Annotated in this window: 16 protein-coding genes; 4 read left to right on the top strand and 12 right to left on the bottom strand. The window is 35.8% G+C overall.

Features of this window, described 5'->3' with window-relative positions:
* Positions 1 to 27: 27 nt before the first annotated feature.
* Positions 28 to 1,320 (top strand): tyrosine--tRNA ligase, encoded by a 1,293-nt coding sequence (gene tyrS / locus P8I29_01460; protein ID MDG1916463.1) that lies wholly within the window; start codon positions 28 to 30, stop codon positions 1,318 to 1,320.
* On the opposite strand, the gene P8I29_01455 is transcribed toward tyrS, so the two are convergent.
* From P8I29_01455 to P8I29_01410, 10 genes are all read right to left on the bottom strand, one after another.
* Positions 1,306 to 3,183, bottom strand: coding sequence for a gliding motility-associated C-terminal domain-containing protein (locus P8I29_01455; GenBank protein ID MDG1916462.1), 1,878 nt, complete (start codon positions 3,181 to 3,183; stop codon positions 1,306 to 1,308). The two genes, tyrS and P8I29_01455, sit on opposite strands and share 15 nt — an antisense overlap.
* Before the next feature lie 34 nt (positions 3,184 to 3,217).
* Positions 3,218 to 3,724, bottom strand: a complete 507-nt coding sequence (locus P8I29_01450) for a GNAT family N-acetyltransferase (GenBank protein MDG1916461.1) — start codon at positions 3,722 to 3,724, stop codon at positions 3,218 to 3,220.
* On the bottom strand, positions 3,699 to 4,679 hold the full coding sequence (locus tag P8I29_01445; protein ID MDG1916460.1) for an acyl transferase: 981 nt from the start codon (positions 4,677 to 4,679) through the stop codon (positions 3,699 to 3,701). Before P8I29_01445 ends, P8I29_01450 begins: the two co-directional genes overlap by 26 nt.
* Before the next feature lie 62 nt (positions 4,680 to 4,741).
* The gene (locus P8I29_01440; protein MDG1916459.1) at positions 4,742 to 5,872 is read right to left on the bottom strand and encodes a hypothetical protein; all 1,131 of its coding nucleotides are present in this window, start codon (positions 5,870 to 5,872) and stop codon (positions 4,742 to 4,744) included.
* 231 nt (positions 5,873 to 6,103) lie between these two features.
* The gene (gene phoU / locus P8I29_01435) at positions 6,104 to 6,763 is read right to left on the bottom strand and encodes a phosphate signaling complex protein PhoU (protein ID MDG1916458.1); all 660 of its coding nucleotides are present in this window, start codon (positions 6,761 to 6,763) and stop codon (positions 6,104 to 6,106) included.
* Positions 6,764 to 6,775: 12 nt separating this feature from the next.
* Positions 6,776 to 7,570 (bottom strand): phosphate ABC transporter ATP-binding protein PstB, encoded by a 795-nt coding sequence (pstB, locus tag P8I29_01430; protein ID MDG1916457.1) that lies wholly within the window; start codon positions 7,568 to 7,570, stop codon positions 6,776 to 6,778.
* Positions 7,546 to 8,403, bottom strand: coding sequence for a phosphate ABC transporter permease PstA (gene pstA / locus P8I29_01425; protein MDG1916456.1), 858 nt, complete (start codon positions 8,401 to 8,403; stop codon positions 7,546 to 7,548). The genes pstB and pstA overlap by 25 nt, the downstream gene beginning before the upstream one ends.
* Positions 8,396 to 9,277 carry a phosphate ABC transporter permease subunit PstC gene (pstC, locus tag P8I29_01420; GenBank protein MDG1916455.1) on the bottom strand — a complete coding sequence of 294 codons (882 nt, stop codon included), beginning with the start codon at positions 9,275 to 9,277 and terminating at the stop codon, positions 8,396 to 8,398. Before pstC ends, pstA begins: the two co-directional genes overlap by 8 nt.
* Positions 9,278 to 9,375: 98 nt before the next feature.
* Positions 9,376 to 10,314 carry a PstS family phosphate ABC transporter substrate-binding protein gene (locus P8I29_01415; GenBank protein MDG1916454.1) on the bottom strand — a complete coding sequence of 313 codons (939 nt, stop codon included), beginning with the start codon at positions 10,312 to 10,314 and terminating at the stop codon, positions 9,376 to 9,378.
* 189 nt (positions 10,315 to 10,503) lie between these two features.
* Complete coding sequence (locus tag P8I29_01410; GenBank protein ID MDG1916453.1) at positions 10,504 to 11,466, bottom strand: hypothetical protein; 963 nt, start codon at positions 11,464 to 11,466, stop codon at positions 10,504 to 10,506.
* A gap of 141 nt (positions 11,467 to 11,607) precedes the next feature.
* Here P8I29_01410 and P8I29_01405 point away from each other — a divergent pair, with 141 nt between their 5' ends.
* Both P8I29_01405 and P8I29_01400 read left to right on the top strand, forming a co-directional pair.
* A complete protein-coding gene (locus P8I29_01405; protein ID MDG1916452.1) occupies positions 11,608 to 12,288 on the top strand; it encodes a response regulator transcription factor in 681 nt (226 codons plus the stop codon).
* On the top strand, positions 12,288 to 13,310 hold the full coding sequence (locus P8I29_01400; protein ID MDG1916451.1) for an ATP-binding protein: 1,023 nt from the start codon (positions 12,288 to 12,290) through the stop codon (positions 13,308 to 13,310). Before P8I29_01405 ends, P8I29_01400 begins: the two co-directional genes overlap by 1 nt.
* Here P8I29_01400 and P8I29_01395 read toward each other — a convergent pair.
* Positions 13,296 to 14,342: a glycosyltransferase gene (locus P8I29_01395; protein MDG1916450.1), complete on the bottom strand. Its 1,047-nt coding sequence runs from the start codon at positions 14,340 to 14,342 to the stop codon at positions 13,296 to 13,298. The genes P8I29_01400 and P8I29_01395 overlap by 15 nt on opposite strands.
* A 50-nt stretch (positions 14,343 to 14,392) precedes the next feature.
* Here P8I29_01395 and trmB point away from each other — a divergent pair, with 50 nt between their 5' ends.
* Positions 14,393 to 15,058, top strand: a complete 666-nt coding sequence (gene trmB / locus P8I29_01390; GenBank protein ID MDG1916449.1) for a tRNA (guanosine(46)-N7)-methyltransferase TrmB — start codon at positions 14,393 to 14,395, stop codon at positions 15,056 to 15,058.
* 2 nt (positions 15,059 to 15,060) lie between these two features.
* Here the strand turns inward: trmB and P8I29_01385 are convergent, their stop codons facing one another.
* Complete coding sequence (locus tag P8I29_01385) at positions 15,061 to 16,002, bottom strand: hypothetical protein (GenBank protein ID MDG1916448.1); 942 nt, start codon at positions 16,000 to 16,002, stop codon at positions 15,061 to 15,063.
* Positions 16,003 to 16,403 lie beyond the last annotated feature (401 nt).

Raw genomic sequence — 16,403 nt, 5'->3', positions numbered from 1 at the left:
ATTATTTATATTTGCTCAAAAGAATTTATAATAATGGACTTTGTAGAAGAATTAAAATGGAGAGGTATGATACACGATATCATGCCAGGCACTCAGGAGCAATTGCAAAAAGAAATGACAACTGCTTATATAGGATTTGATCCAACAGCAGACTCTCTCCATATTGGGTCATTAGTTCAGATAATGATATTAGTACACCTTCAGCGATGTGGTCATAAGCCTATTGCACTTATGGGTGGAGCAACAGGAATGGTAGGTGATCCTTCTGGCAAATCCAAAGAAAGAAATATGTTGTCGGAAGAAGTATTGCAGCATAACTTGAACAGTGTACAAAAACAAATGGAGCGTTTTTTAGATTTTGACTGTGGTGCAAAATCAGCCGAAATAGTCAATAATTACAATTGGTTTAAAGAGTTTAGTTTTTTAGATTTCATTAGAGAAGCAGGTAAGCATATCTCTATAAACTATATGTTAGCCAAAGATTCTGTAAAATCTCGTTTGGAAACAGGAATGAGCTTTACAGAATTTAGTTATCAGTTGGTTCAAGGTTATGATTTTTATTGGTTGTATAAAAATAAAAACTGCAAAATACAGCTAGGAGGCTCTGACCAATGGGGTAATATTACCACAGGTACTGAATTCATCAGACGTAAAGATGGTGGAACTGCTTTTGCTGTGACCACACCTTTATTAAAAAAGGCGGATGGAGGTAAATTTGGTAAAACAGAGGAAGGCAATGTATGGTTGGACAAACGACTAACTTCACCTTATAAGTTTTATCAATTTTGGTTGAATTCTTCTGATGAAGATGTTAAAAATTACATCCGTATTTTTACGCTACTAACTAAAGAAGAAATAGAAGATCTTGAAAAACAACACGATGAAGTTCCACATCAAAGGTTACTGCAAAAGACCTTAGCTGAAGATATTACAAAACGCGTACATTCAGAAGAAGATTTACAAGCAGCGATTACAGCATCTAATATTCTTTTTGGTAAATCAACATCGGATGATTTAATGTCTTTAGACGAAGAAACTTTTCTGTCTGTTTTTGAAGGTGTTCCACAGTTTGAAGTTAACTCGTCTGATTTAGAGGGCGATATTCTTGATTTTCTAGCGGATAAAACTCAAGTTTTTTCTTCTAAAGGTGAAGCTCGAAGAATGATACAGAGTAATGCGGTAAGCATCAATAAAATAAAAATTACTGCTGATAAAACACTTTCTACTGACGAACTGATTTCTAATAAGTATTTACTTATCCAAAAAGGTAAAAAGAATTACTTTATGGTGATTGTAAATGGAAAATCACTGAGCCAATAGTATTGTGCCTGTTTTTCGTTTAATTTTTTTGTAACCTTCCTCAAATTGTAAGATGAGCTTATAGGTGTAGACTCCAATGGGGCACATTTTGCCTTTATATTTTCCGTCCCAATATTCCTTAGGATTGTAGGTTTCGAATATTAATTCTCCCCATCGGTTAAATATCTGCAAATGAAATGAATCGTAACCACAGTTTTGTTTCGTTAAGAAATAATCGTTGTGTTGATCGTGGTTTGGTGTAAAGCTATTAGGGATAAAAACCTCACACTCACAAAAGTATCGGATTACTAAGCTATCTATTAGCGTTTCACAGTTGGAGGAGATTTTCACCCAATATTCTCCTAAATCTTTAAAAGTATAACTTGGATTCTGTGAACCGTCTTGCCATAAGTAATGCGCATTTTCATTGCTTACATTAGTATTCATTTCAAAGTTAATCGTATCATCCTTACATAACAAAACATCTTCACCTAGGTTCAAATTCAAGCGAGGATAATGACTAAACCTAATACTATCACTGATGCTTTCGCATTGGTTACTTATGGTCACATAATACAAGCCCTCATTATTTACTTCATAATTGTTGTTTGTACTCCCATCATTCCAAAGGATGTTTACATTAGGGCATTTAACTTGTAAGGTATGCGAATCGTTATAGCACATAATTGTATCTGAGCCCAATTCTAGAAACAACTTTTCTATGTGACTTATTTTTATGCTATCTGCAATCATTTCGCATTCATTGTATTCTTTCAGCCATACCATACCACTTTGATTGGTAGTAAACTGATTAGTGTTTGCCCCATTGCTCCACTGGTAATTTACATTTGAATTTGTTGCTGTAAAGATTAAGTTTTCGCCCGGACAAATAGAAGTGTCATTACCTAAATCGGTGGGTAATAAATCATCAAGAGATTTGAAGCTTACATAAATCGTGTCGTAATGATTAACTGTTGTTGACGTTTCTTGCCAATAATAGCTTTGTTTCATCCAATATGTGCCTTCTTCATAGGCATAAAAAAGTGTATCTGTTGAGCCGTCTTGCCAAAGGCATGTGACATTATCTTGTCTTTTTGGACTTAGTATTAAAGTATCACCTTCACACATTGTTGTGTCTGTGATGTTAGAATAGGGAAAAAACGAAACATCTTCTAAGAAGTAATATAGACAGCTGAGCCTTACATTAAAAAAAGGGTCGTTAAATTCAGTTTCAGTATCAAAATTTCCAATAGTAATATGGTTTTCATCTCCATTGGCTCGATATAGTCCTTTTACTTCAGTCCATTCTGAGGTGTCTGAAATTGTGTCTTCTGAAAGAACTTGTGCAGGTAAATTATTATAGTCGTTGACTTCGTTAGTAGTGATGTATGCCCCTAAGGAGTTTAGTGCAAAAGGATTTTGGGTTGAGGGGCAAGTATAAAATGAGATTTGATATAGCTTACCCTTTATAAGTGGTTCATTCAGCTCTACTTTTATAAATTCTATGTAGTTATGTCCCAGCGCTCCAATGTAGGCTCTTATACCTGTATATCCATTGCCCGTACGGGGTGTTCTGTAACCGAAGTTGTTGTAAGGAGCGCAGAGGAAACAAGAGTCGGCACCTAAATATACGTTTGTAGATAAGCTATCAAAGAGACCTTCAGGCATACTATCGAAAATCCAATAATTATCGGTGTAATAGAAGTCAGCTGTATATATACTATTCCAGTAGTCATAAATTCCAAAAGATTGATTGAGGTAATAGGGGCCAGGTAAAACAAAAGTGCTATCAAATTCCTCAAAGCTAGCATTAGGCACTAGGTTTTGTGCTGAAAGGGTAGTAAATGCAATGAGTGCTATAAATACAATTAAGGGCTTTTTCACGGTGCTTTAAGGAATCTACGTTTAACAAAGTTAATCAAAAGATTTTCTCAAAGCAATAGTAGATGTCTTTGTGCGGCTTGAGCTTGATATGACCAAGCTGTTGGTAGCCAATGTGCTTATAAAAGGCAATAGCCTTTGGATTGTTGATGTAGGTGTCTAATCGCATAGATATACATCCCTTTTCTGCGGCTAATTCTTCAGCAAAAGTCATCATTTTTCTTCCCACTCCTTTATTCCAAACACTCGTCTTAGAACATAGGCGATGGACTACCATAAATTTATTGCTTTTGTCTTCCCAGTCAATAGTCAGATATGTAGGGTCTTGCTTTCTGTCAATTTTGATGCCAGCAACAATTTCGTCTTCTAAAACTCCTACATAGTAGTCGCCAATTTCTAAGTCTTTTTGAATGACTTTCCTGTTAGGATACGTTTCGTCCCATTGGTCAATACCTAACTTGATCATGCCTTCCACGCAAGACTTGTACACTTGCATGATAGCATCTAGTTCGTTTTTATTAGCTTTTCGTATAATCATTTTCATTGAGCAATAAGTTACACCCCCTGATGTCAGCTTGTTCAAAGCGACCAAGGATTTCAAAAGTATTATTATCAAATGATTTGCCCAAATCTTGGGTAGCAATAAAGGCGCAAGAATTTACATTGGCTAAATCGATTACATTAATGCCACCTGTTAGCCCATATTTTAAGATACTTAGTGGATCTTCGGTATCTCTAATTAAAACTTTCATCCAAGGTGGTGTTTCAAAAATTCCATTTTCTTTGGAGTAAGCTTGAGAAAGCAATTCAGTCATACCGTACTCTGAATGAATATTTTGGAGAGAAAACCCTTGTTGTAATACGGAATGCAATTCCGATTTTATCATTTCTTTTCGTTTTCCTTTCATGCCTCCTGTTTCCATTACAATGGTATTTTCTAAATTGAAAGGACCTAATTCGACAAGGTCTAATAGCGCATAGCTAACACCAATAAGTAAAGTTTTTCTTTCACATTCTTGGGTTAAAATTTCAGCTAATTCCTTGATGTTGTGCAGATAGAAGCCACTTTGTGGGTATTGGCTTTCTTGTATGAGTTGGTCGCACATATACACTAATGAAGAGCCTTCTCTTTCAAGGTAGGAGGGTAGTAGGGCAAGGATTCGATAGTCTTTAGGGTTGCCATAGAAATGCTGAAATCCTTGTTTGAAGCTGTCTTGATAAATTGAAGCATCAGCTACATAATGTTTGCTCTGTTGTTGTCCTGTTGTTCCGCTACTGCTAAATGTAATATGAGGTTTTTGGTTATCAGATATTATTCGATTATTCTTGAATAATTCGATGGGAAGAAAAGGAATTTTGTCAATGGAATTAATAGCATTTAAATCGACCTTTAAAAGGTCTAGATAGCGTTTATAAACAGAACAATGCTGTGCTTGAAGCTGAAATAATTTCAATGCTTTTTCTTCAAATGATACGGTCTGATCGAATACCCAATGCATAGGACTAAGGTAAAAAAAAAGCTCCTTGAAAAGGAGCTTTTTGTTACTAAATTAAGCGCTTATTAAAGGCCTAATTTTCCGAAGAATTTTGTTAAACCTGAAACAAATTCTTTTGGTATTTCTACTAACATTGAGCTAAATGTAAGCTGATCATTAACTCCTATTGCAATGGCTATAGAGATGATTAAGCCAATCAAAGCATATGAGAAATCTTTTACTAATAATTTAACAGCTGTAGCCGTACTATTTTCTCCTGAGTTTCTTATTGCCATAGCAACTTCTCGACCTCCTAATAAACCGATGAATACCCAAGTGGTACTCATAGGCACTTGTGAGTAGAGTTTGAAATAGAACAATATGATACAGTATATAAAGTCAATGATTGTAGCGAAACGCACATCGGTAACTACTGACTTTTCTGTTACAATTTTTTGTATTCTTCCACCTTTGAAGTAGAGTAACAACCCTAGTCCTATAAATACGACTCCAGCAAAACCCATGAATTGCATAAAACTCATACTTCTAGGTAGGTAAACGGCAATGTTAGCCGCATCTTGCATTAGCCATACTGACCATAAGGTACCACTAGTAATCCACTGAGCGATGGTCCAGCCAAACTTGGCTTCACCAACGAATTTTTCTTTTGCCCATTTAGAGATGAGCATAAAAATAATGAAGCCCATAAAGAAGGCCAATACATACCCACTCATACTCTTAGCAAGTACTTTGCCTACGGCTGCTGGCGCAGCAGCAAATGATGTTAATAGAATGAATGTTGTAGAAACAGGCATTCTTAAACGAGTAAGTATTAATAAAAATATAGGTGCTGCTATCTGTAGGAAGTGAAAGTTTGTTGGGCTTTTTTCAAAGCCTTTAGCCATGAGTCGACCATGGCTGACATCACCCGCAAAGTTAAACCATGAATAGCCGACGGTAAATAAAAATATACCCCCAATAAATATCCAGAGCACCCACCACTTTTTGTCTTGATTTGATGCAATGAAAGTTCCAAGAGTTTGGATACTGTCGTTTGCAACAGCAGCATAGGCTGCAAAAATAAAGCCTACCCACATTCCCAATTGAGGGTATGGCGTAACGAACATGGCGAGAATAAATGCGACAACTATGAAAGAAAGGAAGTTTCTTTCACCTTTATGAATCCATAAGTTAGTTGGGTAACTGAACTTCGACATTAATTTTTTCATCGAAAAAAAATATGTTAATTAAGGTTTTTACTAGAGTACAGCTATAGTGTATACTGCAATCATGATAACAACGTAGAGTAATTTACTGATGTCAAATTTGTTTTGTGTAGTTTCCATTGTGTTGTGTTTTATTAGTACTATACAAATGAACACAATGAATTCTCACTCCAAGTTAATTGAAAGTAAATCTAATGTTAAGAAATTGTTAAGCGATTTTGTTTATCGCTTATTTTTTCGGTGCTTTATAACTTTTGATTCGATAGAAAAAATAAGTTCTTCAGCAATATTCTTTGTTAAATCTCCTGATCGTTCCAGTTTTCGTACGCATGACAAAAGATAGAATAATGCCTCTGCATTCTTTTCATCATAGTTTTCTATGATGGCGCTACTTCCGTTTGAATTTATGGTATTTAATAATTCATCTTGTTTGAAAACTCTACGAGCTATTTTGGTGTCTTCTTTTTCAAAAGCCTCTATCACATTATCCATCATAGCCTGACATTGAGAGAACATGTCTTCAATCTTTACGTCGGCAATAGCTTTTTTAGGAAATGGATCTTTTACATTATTGACATAATTGGCGATGCCATCCGCAATATCAGCTATACGTTCCAATTCGTGATTGATTTTATATACCGAAAGAACAAAGCGCAAATCGACGGCAACAGGAGAATATAAGGCTAATATATTTTCACAATCTCTATCGATCTTTAGCTCTAGAGAATTGATTCTTTTTTCAGCATTAGTTATTTCAGCCGCCAAATCTTTGTCAAATTCTAAAAGGGCTTTTTCACTTTTTAGCAATTGATTATTTACTGCTAAAAACATGTTCAGCAATTCCTTTCTCAATTCATTAATTTCTTGCTCTAATTGTGTCATAATAAAATGGGATTAACCAAATCTACCTGTAATGTAGTTTTGTGTGCGTTCTTTTTTAGGGTTTCTAAAAATCTCTTCTGTTTTACCAAATTCTATTAAGTCTCCCATATAGAAAAAGGCTGTGTTATCACTAACCCTACTTGCCTGTTGCATATTGTGAGTTACGATAACGATACTGTATTTTTCTTTTAGTTCATGGATTAACTCTTCAACCTTTGCTGTAGAAATGGGGTCTAATGCCGAGGTAGGTTCATCCATAAGTAGAACAGAAGGCTCAACGGCCAAGGCTCTTGCGATACACAAGCGTTGTTGTTGACCTCCAGAAAGTGCTAAGGCAGATTTTTTTAAATCGTCTTTAACTTCGTCCCATAAGGCGGCTTGTTTGAGGGATTTTTCAACACGCTCTTTTAGAAATGCTTTATCTTTTATGCCTTGAATTACCAAGCCATAAGTCACGTTTTCGTATATGCTTTTAGGAAAAGGATTGGGCTTTTGAAACACCATTCCGATGTTTTTTCTCAATTCATCCACCTTTATGTTTTTATCATAAATGTTTTGCCCTTTCATAAATACTTGCCCTTCCATTCTGTAAGATTCGATGTAGTCGTTCATTCTATTGAAGACTCTGAGAAAGGTTGATTTACCGCAGCCTGAAGGGCCGATAAAAGCGGTCACTTTATTTTTTTCAATATTCATATTGATATTTTTCAAGGCTTGCATTTCGCCGTAAAAAACATCGAGTGACTTAGTTTCTAAAATGTATTCTTGTTCTGTTGTCATTCTTACCAACTGATTTTCTTTTCCCATTTATTTCTTAGATAAACGGCTAAGCCATTCATAATAAATGTGATGATTAATAGTATTATAATAGCGGCTGCAGCATTGATTGTAAATCCGTGCTGTGGTCTTGAAACCCAATTAAAAATTTGAATTGGCATTACTGTAAACTCGTCCATTGGTGAGCTTGGTGCAAAAGGCACATAGGCTAATGCTCCTACCACAATTAATGGTGCGGTTTCACCTACGGCTCTAGAGATTGCCAATATTACACCTGTCAATATTCCTCCCATAGCACTAGGCAATACTTGATGCCAAATGGTTTGCCATTTTGTTGCTCCTAAGCCATAGGATGCGGCTCTGATACTTGGTGGTACGGCCCTTATGGCTTCTCTTGTTGCTACTATTATGATAGGCAGTATTAGTAAAGCTAATGTAAAAGCGCCTGCCAATACACTATTTCCCATTTGGAAAACACGAACGAATATTTCAAGACCAAGTAGTCCATATATGATAGATGGCACGCCCGCTAAATTCGAAATATTTACCTCGAGGAGAGAAGATAATCGGCTTTTTTTGCCGTACTCTTCTAAATACACACCTGCAGCCACTGCTAGTGGAAAAGCAATCAGTGTTGTAAAGCCCAATATCCATAGCGAACCTGTCCAAGCGGTGTATATACCGGCTTTTTCAGCTTTTCTAGACGGAAGACTTTTCATGAAGTCCCAGTCGATTCTTGATAGCCCATCGACAAGGATATTGCCTATAAAAATAGCCAGAACAACAAGCCCTAAAAAGGTGCAAATAATTCCAATGTATTCAAAGATTTTATCCTTGATTCTATTTTTTCTCGAGTTAGTCATATTGCTCTCTAAATTTCTTTCTTACCCAGAAGCTGATATTATTTAATATAAATGTGAAAACAAATAAGGTCATACCAGCGGCAAAGATTGTTCTATATTCTAATGATCCGTGTGGCACATCACCCAAACTAACTTGTACAATATATGCTGTTATAGTTTCTATAGGTACTAAAGGATTAGCCGTTAGTCGTGGTTGCTGACCAGCAGCAATGGCTACAATCATAGTTTCTCCAATTGCTCTTGAAAATGCTAAAATAACAGACACTACAATACCCGATGATGCGGCAGGAACCATTACTTTAAATGCTGTTTGGAAGCGTGTTGAGCCTAATCCGTAAGAAGCATTTCTTAACGATTTTGGTACAGCTTGAAGAGCATCTTCACTAAGTGAGCTGACAAAAGGGATAATCATTATACCCATTACTATTCCTGCTGAAAGAGCGTTGAAACCAGCCATTTCGGGAATTAGTTTTTGCAAAAAAGGAGTAACAACCATCAAGGCAAAGAATCCGTATACTACGGTTGGTACTGCTGCTAGAACCTCTAGCATAGGCTTTACTGTTTTTCTGAATTTCTTAGGAGCATACTCGCTAAGATAGACGGCTATAGTTAATCCAACTGGCAATGCCACAGATACGGCAATCACTGTTGTTAGTAATGTCCCTGAAATTAGGGGCATTATGCCAAAATGCTTGTTGGCGAAAAGTGGCGTCCATTGGTCGTCAGTAAGAAAATCAACTATAGAAACTTCCTTAAAAAAAGTAAAGCTCTCCGAAAGGAGTACCCATATAATTCCTATAGTAGTGAGGATTGTAATAGCTGCACTACCTTTGAGGAGAAATTCAATTATTTTTTCTTTGCTTCTTCTGTTCATTTTATTTGAAATAACCCAAGCAACCTAAGTTGCTTGGATATAAATAGTAATTAACCTTCTACACAATGAAAAAAAAGAGTTAACACTATGAAAAAAAACTACTTTATAAATGCATTAAATTTTTCAATCTCTTTAGCATATTCTGCATCTGGAAGTGGAATGTATCCTACCTCTGCAACCAATGAAGAAGCGTTTTCTAAATAGAATGAAACAAATCCTCTTACTTCTTCTTTTTGTACTGCTAGACTACTCACGTAAATAAAGATTGGTCTTGATAGTGGTGCATAAGAACCGTTACCAACGGTTTCTAATGATGGCATTACTACCCCATTACCATTATCTACACCAACTAATTTTAGTTTGTCTTTATTTTCTTCATAGTATGCTAAACCAAAAAATCCTAAAGCATTTTTGTCTGTTGCTATACCTTGCACTAAAACATGATCGTCTTCAGAAGCGGTATAATCGCCACGTGTTCCTACTTTCTTTCCGCATATAGCTTCAGCGAAGTAGTCGTAAGTACCAGACGCTACGCCAGGACCGAAAAGGTGAAGCTCTTCGTGAGGCCAGCCCTCTCTTACTTGATCCCAATACATAATTTGTCCTTGTGCTTCAGGCAGCCATATTTTCTTGAGCTCTTCTACTGTTAAGTAATCCACCCAGTCATTTTCAGGGTTAATTAATACAGCCAAACCATCATAAGCAACACTTAACTCTTGGTATCCAATACCAATCTCTGCACAAGCATCAGCTTCTTTTGCTTTAATAGGACGAGAAGCATCATTGATATCTGTTTCACCTCTCATGAATTTTTTGAAACCACCACCAGTTCCAGAAACACCAACAGTAACATTAACAGCAGGTTCAACTGCTCTGAATTCTTCAGCCACTGCTTCAGTAACAGGATATACTGTACTAGAGCCGTCAATTTTGATTGCTCCGCTCAGCCCTGATTTGGTAGATTTTTGTTCGCTTCCGCCACAAGCAACAAGTGCAATTGTAGTGATGCCTAAAAATAATTTTCCTAATGTTTTCATTTATCTATTTTTGATTTTAATTACCCTACAAACATAGAGGGCTAATTGAACCTAAAGCTTACTTTAATATTAATAAAATGTAAATTTTAAAATATATAATGTTAAGTAATTGTAAAGCGTATTAACGGCTGAGAAGCATAAAAAAAGCGAGGCTTTTGCCTCGCTTTCAAACTTTAGTTTGGTGTGTATTTAGAACTTGAATTCTAAGTTCATAAATATTGAGCTTTCAGCATCAGCACCTTCTGTTGCAGCAGTCCAGCTTTGGTAGTTTAAAGCAACTTTTAAGCCCTTGACCATTTGCTTTTGAATACCAACAATCATAAATGTGCCATCTTTAGATAAATTCCAATCGTCCTCAGAGCTCAACTCATCGTATCTTCCAAATAAAGACATGCCATCATTTAGATCATAACTACCATATGCTGACATACCTGTACGCTCTTGATCCGTTACATTTTTAGCATTTTCTTGAAGGTTATACTCAGCGCCTAATTTGAAGCCATTTCCTGTATAAGCTAAAGCAGCGCTTGTTGTATTTTGATGAGAGTCATTAGCTCCATAAGATTCTCTTGGCACTACATCTCGGTGAACTCTCATTACAACATTTTCTGAAAGGTCATAAATTAAGCCAACACTTCCTCTAAACAAACCGTTAGACTCTTGTTCTTTTTTGTACCCTTCGCCGTTAAGTACTTGAGCATCAATACTCATCTTATCATTTAGTTGATAATCAACAGAAACACCTACATCGGCAGAACTAGCCCATTTGTGTTTGTCTTGCAAAGATTTGTATATGTATCTATGTCCCCATGCTTTTTCCATGAACTTAAAGTTTTTGGTACCTATCATACCAAAATTGATTTTCATGTTTTCATTAGTTTTCCAGCTAACAGAAGCAATTTTCAAGAAAGCGGTGTAAGCACTTCCTGCACTATTATTACCTACGTCAAAAGTTATTTTTGTGCTAAACTCATCGCTTAACGCATAGCTGTACCCTAAGTAAGCTCTATTCACATCAAAGGCTTTGAAGTTGTTGTCTTCGTCAGATACATTATAATTGAAGTTAGAAAATACTTTTGCGCTTGGCTGACCTTGAGCCATTGCACTCAACCCTATAAATGAAAGAGTTAATACGTTTAAGATTTTTTTCATTTTAAATTATTAATTGTTAATTCGGTACAAATATAAGTTTACATTGTCTAGTCCAATATTAAGTATATGTTAAAAAATTGTAAATTACTCAAATGAAAGGCTTTATATGATACTTTTGTAAAAATTAAACTTGAATAAAGTATGAACAATGAAATTAAAATTCTTGTTGTTGATGACGAGGAAGATATTTTAGAGTTTCTAGGATATAACTTACGTGCCGAAGGTTATGAGGTTATAGTTGCTGACAATGGTTTACTGGCTATTGAATTAGCCAAAAAACATGAGCCCTCACTCATTATACTTGATGTTCAAATGCCGAATATGGACGGCATTACAACTTGTGAGAAAATCAGAGAGATACCATCTTTGAGTCAATCGGTGGTTACTTTCCTTACTGCTCGATCTGAAGATTATTCTCAAATAGCAGGTTTTGAAGCAGGTGCTGACGATTATATTACTAAACCCATTAGGCCTAAGGTTTTGATAAGTAGAGTAAAAGCCTTGCTTAAGCGAAGAGGTATTACACAAGACACCACATCTATTATAGAATTGGGAGATATCGTCATTGACAAGGAAAAACATATGACAACCTACAAAGGTGTTGAGGTTGTATTCGCCAAAAAAGAATTTAAGCTATTGAAGTTATTAATATCCAAGCCCGGCAAAGTATTCACTAGAGAGGAAATTCTAGAAAAGGTTTGGGGCACAGATATTGTTGTAGGAGATAGAACTATTGACGTACATATTCGTAAATTGCGTGAGAAATTAGCCGACCACTACATCAAAACAGTAAAAGGTGTAGGCTATAAATTTGAATACTAATGCAATGGACAACGCCTAAAAAAATTGCCTTTTACTTGACGCTTGCTTTGTCAGTTCCATTTTTTATTTTGTTTTCTTTAATGTGTTTCTGGTCAGAAAGCACCATTCAATTTTGGCAAATCCTCACAGTTATTATATCCTCTACTATTTCCATATACATTATTTCTTTTCTTTTTTTAAAGAAATTCATTCATGAAAGAGTAAAAGTGATTTATAAATCGCTGACTAGACAAAGAGGGGTTAGTGATGATGTTGAAACAGATTTGAATAAAGTAGATGAAGATGTTGACAGGATGGTTAATGAACGTCAAAGAGAAATAGAAGAACTTAAAAACATGGAGTCTTTTCGAAGAGAGTTTTTGGGTAATGTTTCACACGAACTCAAAACACCCATTTTTAATATTCAAGGGTATATACATACGCTTATTGATGGGGCTATAAGAGATGAAAATGTAAACATGCAATATTTGGAACGCTCTAGCAAAAGTGTGGATAGAATGATAAATATTGTGGAAGATTTAGAGATGATATCCAAGATTGAGTCGAATCGATTAGAGCTGGAGTTTACTCGTTGGAATATCGTTGATCATATTCAAGAGTTGTTTGATATTCTTGAGATGAAGGCCAAAAAGAGAAGTATTACTTTAAGTATCAATAATCAATCTATAAATAACTTTGTTGAGGCAGACAGAGATAAAATATCTCAAGTTTTAATAAACCTTATTGAAAACTCCATAAAATACGGCAATGAAGGAGGACACACCAAGGTACGTCTTTTTGAAATGGGAGAAAATATTTTGGTTGAAATTGCCGATGATGGCGATGGTATTCCTTCTGAACACCTACCCCGTTTATTCGAAAGATTTTACAGAGTAGATAAGTCACGTTCTAGAAGTGCAGGAGGAACGGGTTTAGGCTTGTCTATAGTCAAGCATATTGTCGATGCTCACCGACAAACTATTAATGTGAGAAGTACGGAGAACGTGGGAACTACCTTTTCATTTACTCTAAAAAAGGCTTAACAGACTATCCCAATTTGCTTGAAATTTTTCTAGGCTTAAGCCTTCAAATTCACTCGCTTTTTCTATTGCTGTACGAACCTCTAATTCCTTTTGATGCATAGCAAAAGCTAATTTTTTATCGTAAAAATACTTTGCTAAATATAGTTGTTCTGTTTGCCCGGGGGTAGGAACGAATATGGCTAATTTGTTCAGTTTGGCAATGTCCATTACGGTAGAATATCCTGAGCGACTAATGACCACTTTGGCATTCACCATAGCCTGATTGAGGGCTTTGGCGTTGAGGTGGCTGATAATTTTGAGCTTTCCAATATGCTCTTCTTTATGTTCTTCTGTTTTACCTAATACCAATGTGGCTTTTAACTTCGCCTCTATCAGTTGTTTTTTTAGTAACTCCTCAAACATACTGCGTTGTGGCTCAGGTCCAGAAACGATAGCAAGAACATCTATGTCTTTAGTTTTTTCTAATTTCTCAAAACGGGATAAAGCCCCTATATACTGACAGTTGAAAGTGGTGTTTTCAACTTTAGATAGCTGACCACTTAGCTGATGATTGTCAGAGTCAGGAATCCAACATTCGTCAAACTTTTGAATGTATTTGAAATTCATTTTTCGTATAAAATCTGAAAAAATAGGCGTTTGTATATTCAGTTGGTGGGTAACGAATACACATGGCACTTTTTTGGAGTGTAGCCCAAAACGATTGTCAGATATGACGCCGTCAATATTGTAATCATCTATAATCTGTTGTAATAGCGCATGCTCTTGGCGAATACCTTTCCATATTTTTAAACTCTGACTAAGCATACTCCAAGCCATTTTACCATTTTTGGGATAGCGTATGTTGTAGCTCTCTAGCTTAATGAAATCGTTCTTTGGAAATTCTTGAATGAGTAATTCTAATGGTCGACCACTAGAGGCAAAAACCACTTCAAAGCCCTTTTGTTCTAATGCTTGAGCAATAGGAATGCATCGGCTAGCATGACCTAAACCCCAATCTAGAGGGGCAATCAGTATTCTTTTTTTAGAATTCACGCTTCGAAAGTACTTAAAAATTGAGCTATTTTCGCATAAAATTTTTAGCATTGGCAAAGAACAAACTCCGTAAGTTTTCTCAAATGGCAGAATACCCTAATGTATTTCAGCCCACTTTTGAGGAATTAAAATCTGGCTATAAGATGAAAGGTCAGTGGAAGAAAGACTTTTTTAAAAACGACAATCCATTGGTTGTAGAGTTGGGCTGTGGTAAGGGTGAATACGCTGTTGGCTTGGCTCAAAAATACCCCAACAAAAACTTTTTGGGTGTTGATGTGAAAGGAGCTCGTATGTGGAAAGGCTCTACCGATGCTATTGAAGGCGGTGTTGGTAATGTGGCATTTTTGAGAACACGTATTGAGTTTATAGAATTGTGCTTTGATGCCGATGAAGTTGATGAGATATGGATAACCTTTCCAGACCCTCAAATCAAAAAGAAAAGAGCTAAAAATCGTTTAACACACCCTACTTTTTTAGAACGATATTCTCGTTTTTTAGCCAAAGACGGACTGATACACCTAAAAACAGATAGTCAGTTTTTGCACGGTTACACTTTAGGTATTATTGAAGGGCACAATCATCATTTGGAAGATGCTGAACACGACATTTACAATGCGGTTTTGCAAAGAGAAAATATGGAAATCAAAACGCATTACGAACAACTTTTTTTAGAAAAAGGTATGCCAATAACCTATTTGAGGTTTAGGCTTAAATAGCTTCATTTGGCTAAGTCCAAAACTTCTTTTTCAATTCGTTTTATACTTTTCTTTATTCTTTCGTTTTCATCAATGAGTTCAAATAAGTGAATGTACAATTCCTCAATTTTCTCAAGGTTTATTTCGGTGGCTTTATTGACAAGAATTCCACCTTGTTCCTCAATATCTTGGGCTGAAGGAACACCAGGCAGATGTTTGTTTTCTTTTATGAATTGTTCTACCTCACTAAGCGGTTGAAATTTGTAAGTAGGATTGAGATCACTTTTGCCATCATAATAATTTTCAAACACATAGTCTGGAGTGATAGTGCCGCTAGCTAAGATATTGCCGATAACATGAAGCCTTTGGGTGGGGTTATCATGGTTAATGCCAACATTGCCATTTGTGTTAACAATAAATTCTGATGTTTTGTCTTCAAATAACCTTATTTCAGCTATCCTAGAATTATGAATAGGGTTATGTTGAGTGTTTTGTAGTTGAATTCTGTATTCATCATATTCTGTTGAATTAGCTAAATCTATATTTTTAGCTCTCAAATAAAACTGATTTTGAGTAATAACAACTAATTCGTCAGATAGACAGGACGCTGGTGTGTAGGTTTGGGTGAATATAACCGTCCAACTTCCTCCTGTTTGCCTTGCAGATACAGTAATGCCTGTTGGGTTATCTGGATCAAAACCATTTTGTGGTAGAGGGTTATCTGAATATAGAACCATACGGGTCAATGTGGTATTAGGTGTTAGAAAATCAACATTAGCAGTAGCAGATTGAAAAATCGAAAAAGAAAAAAAATTATTATCGTTAAGACTGTTGGGGTAGGTTATGGAAGATGTGTTTGTATTAGCATTTGAAACCGCTAGTAGTCCATCATTGCTATTGACTTCAAAAATTCCACTTGGATTATTTATGCCTACCCCTACTTTCCCGTCGGATTTTACTACCATTCTTTGCGCATTATTAGTTCTAAACCTAAGGTCTGTATTATTAGTTGTGCCTAAAAAATCGGTGTTTCCAATGTTAGTATTGCCTTTGGTTGTCCAAGAACTTCGCCATTGGCTACCATCGTAATGATATAAATGATTTTATTTATATGCTAAGTTGCCACTTAGCGGCGAGGAAATGTTGTTTAGGGTAGATGTGTTAGTGATATTATAAACCCGAAGCAGTTGGTCGGCAGTTTGGGCATTAAGCAGTTGACAAGAGCAGAATAACAGCCAAATGTTAACCCATTTTGCAGTGGATAAAGTCATAGTTAAATCATATTTTTAAGAGCTACTAATATAAGAATTTTTTAATCATAATTTTACGCTTAATATGAAAGCCAATTTTTTTCAAAATGTCTATG

This window comes from Flavobacteriales bacterium, from assembly GCA_029248105.1.
Lineage (GTDB): Bacteria > Bacteroidota > Bacteroidia > Flavobacteriales > UBA7312 > UBA8444.
The sequence above is the reverse complement of the archived record's forward strand: the minus strand, read 5'-3'. Positions and strand labels throughout refer to the sequence as shown.

Excerpts from the sequence above, each read along its gene's own strand:
- P8I29_01440 (MDG1916459.1), bottom strand. The coding sequence starts at position 5,872 with ATGTCGAAGTTCAGTTACCCAACTAACTTATGGATTCATAAAGGTGAA.
- P8I29_01400 (MDG1916451.1), top strand. The coding sequence starts at position 12,288 with ATGCAATGGACAACGCCTAAAAAAATTGCCTTTTACTTGACGCTTGCT.
- pstA (MDG1916456.1), bottom strand. The coding sequence starts at position 8,403 with ATGACTAACTCGAGAAAAAATAGAATCAAGGATAAAATCTTTGAATAC.
- P8I29_01415 (MDG1916454.1), bottom strand. The coding sequence starts at position 10,314 with ATGAAAACATTAGGAAAATTATTTTTAGGCATCACTACAATTGCACTT.
- phoU (MDG1916458.1), bottom strand. The coding sequence starts at position 6,763 with ATGACACAATTAGAGCAAGAAATTAATGAATTGAGAAAGGAATTGCTG.
- pstB (MDG1916457.1), bottom strand. The coding sequence starts at position 7,570 with ATGGGAAAAGAAAATCAGTTGGTAAGAATGACAACAGAACAAGAATAC.
- P8I29_01450 (MDG1916461.1), bottom strand. The coding sequence starts at position 3,724 with ATGAAAATGATTATACGAAAAGCTAATAAAAACGAACTAGATGCTATC.
- P8I29_01410 (MDG1916453.1), bottom strand. The coding sequence starts at position 11,466 with ATGAAAAAAATCTTAAACGTATTAACTCTTTCATTTATAGGGTTGAGT.
- P8I29_01445 (MDG1916460.1), bottom strand. The coding sequence starts at position 4,679 with ATGCATTGGGTATTCGATCAGACCGTATCATTTGAAGAAAAAGCATTG.
- pstC (MDG1916455.1), bottom strand. The coding sequence starts at position 9,277 with ATGAACAGAAGAAGCAAAGAAAAAATAATTGAATTTCTCCTCAAAGGT.
- P8I29_01385 (MDG1916448.1), bottom strand. The coding sequence starts at position 16,002 with ATGGTAGTAAAATCCGACGGGAAAGTAGGGGTAGGCATAAATAATCCA.
- P8I29_01405 (MDG1916452.1), top strand. The coding sequence starts at position 11,608 with ATGAACAATGAAATTAAAATTCTTGTTGTTGATGACGAGGAAGATATT.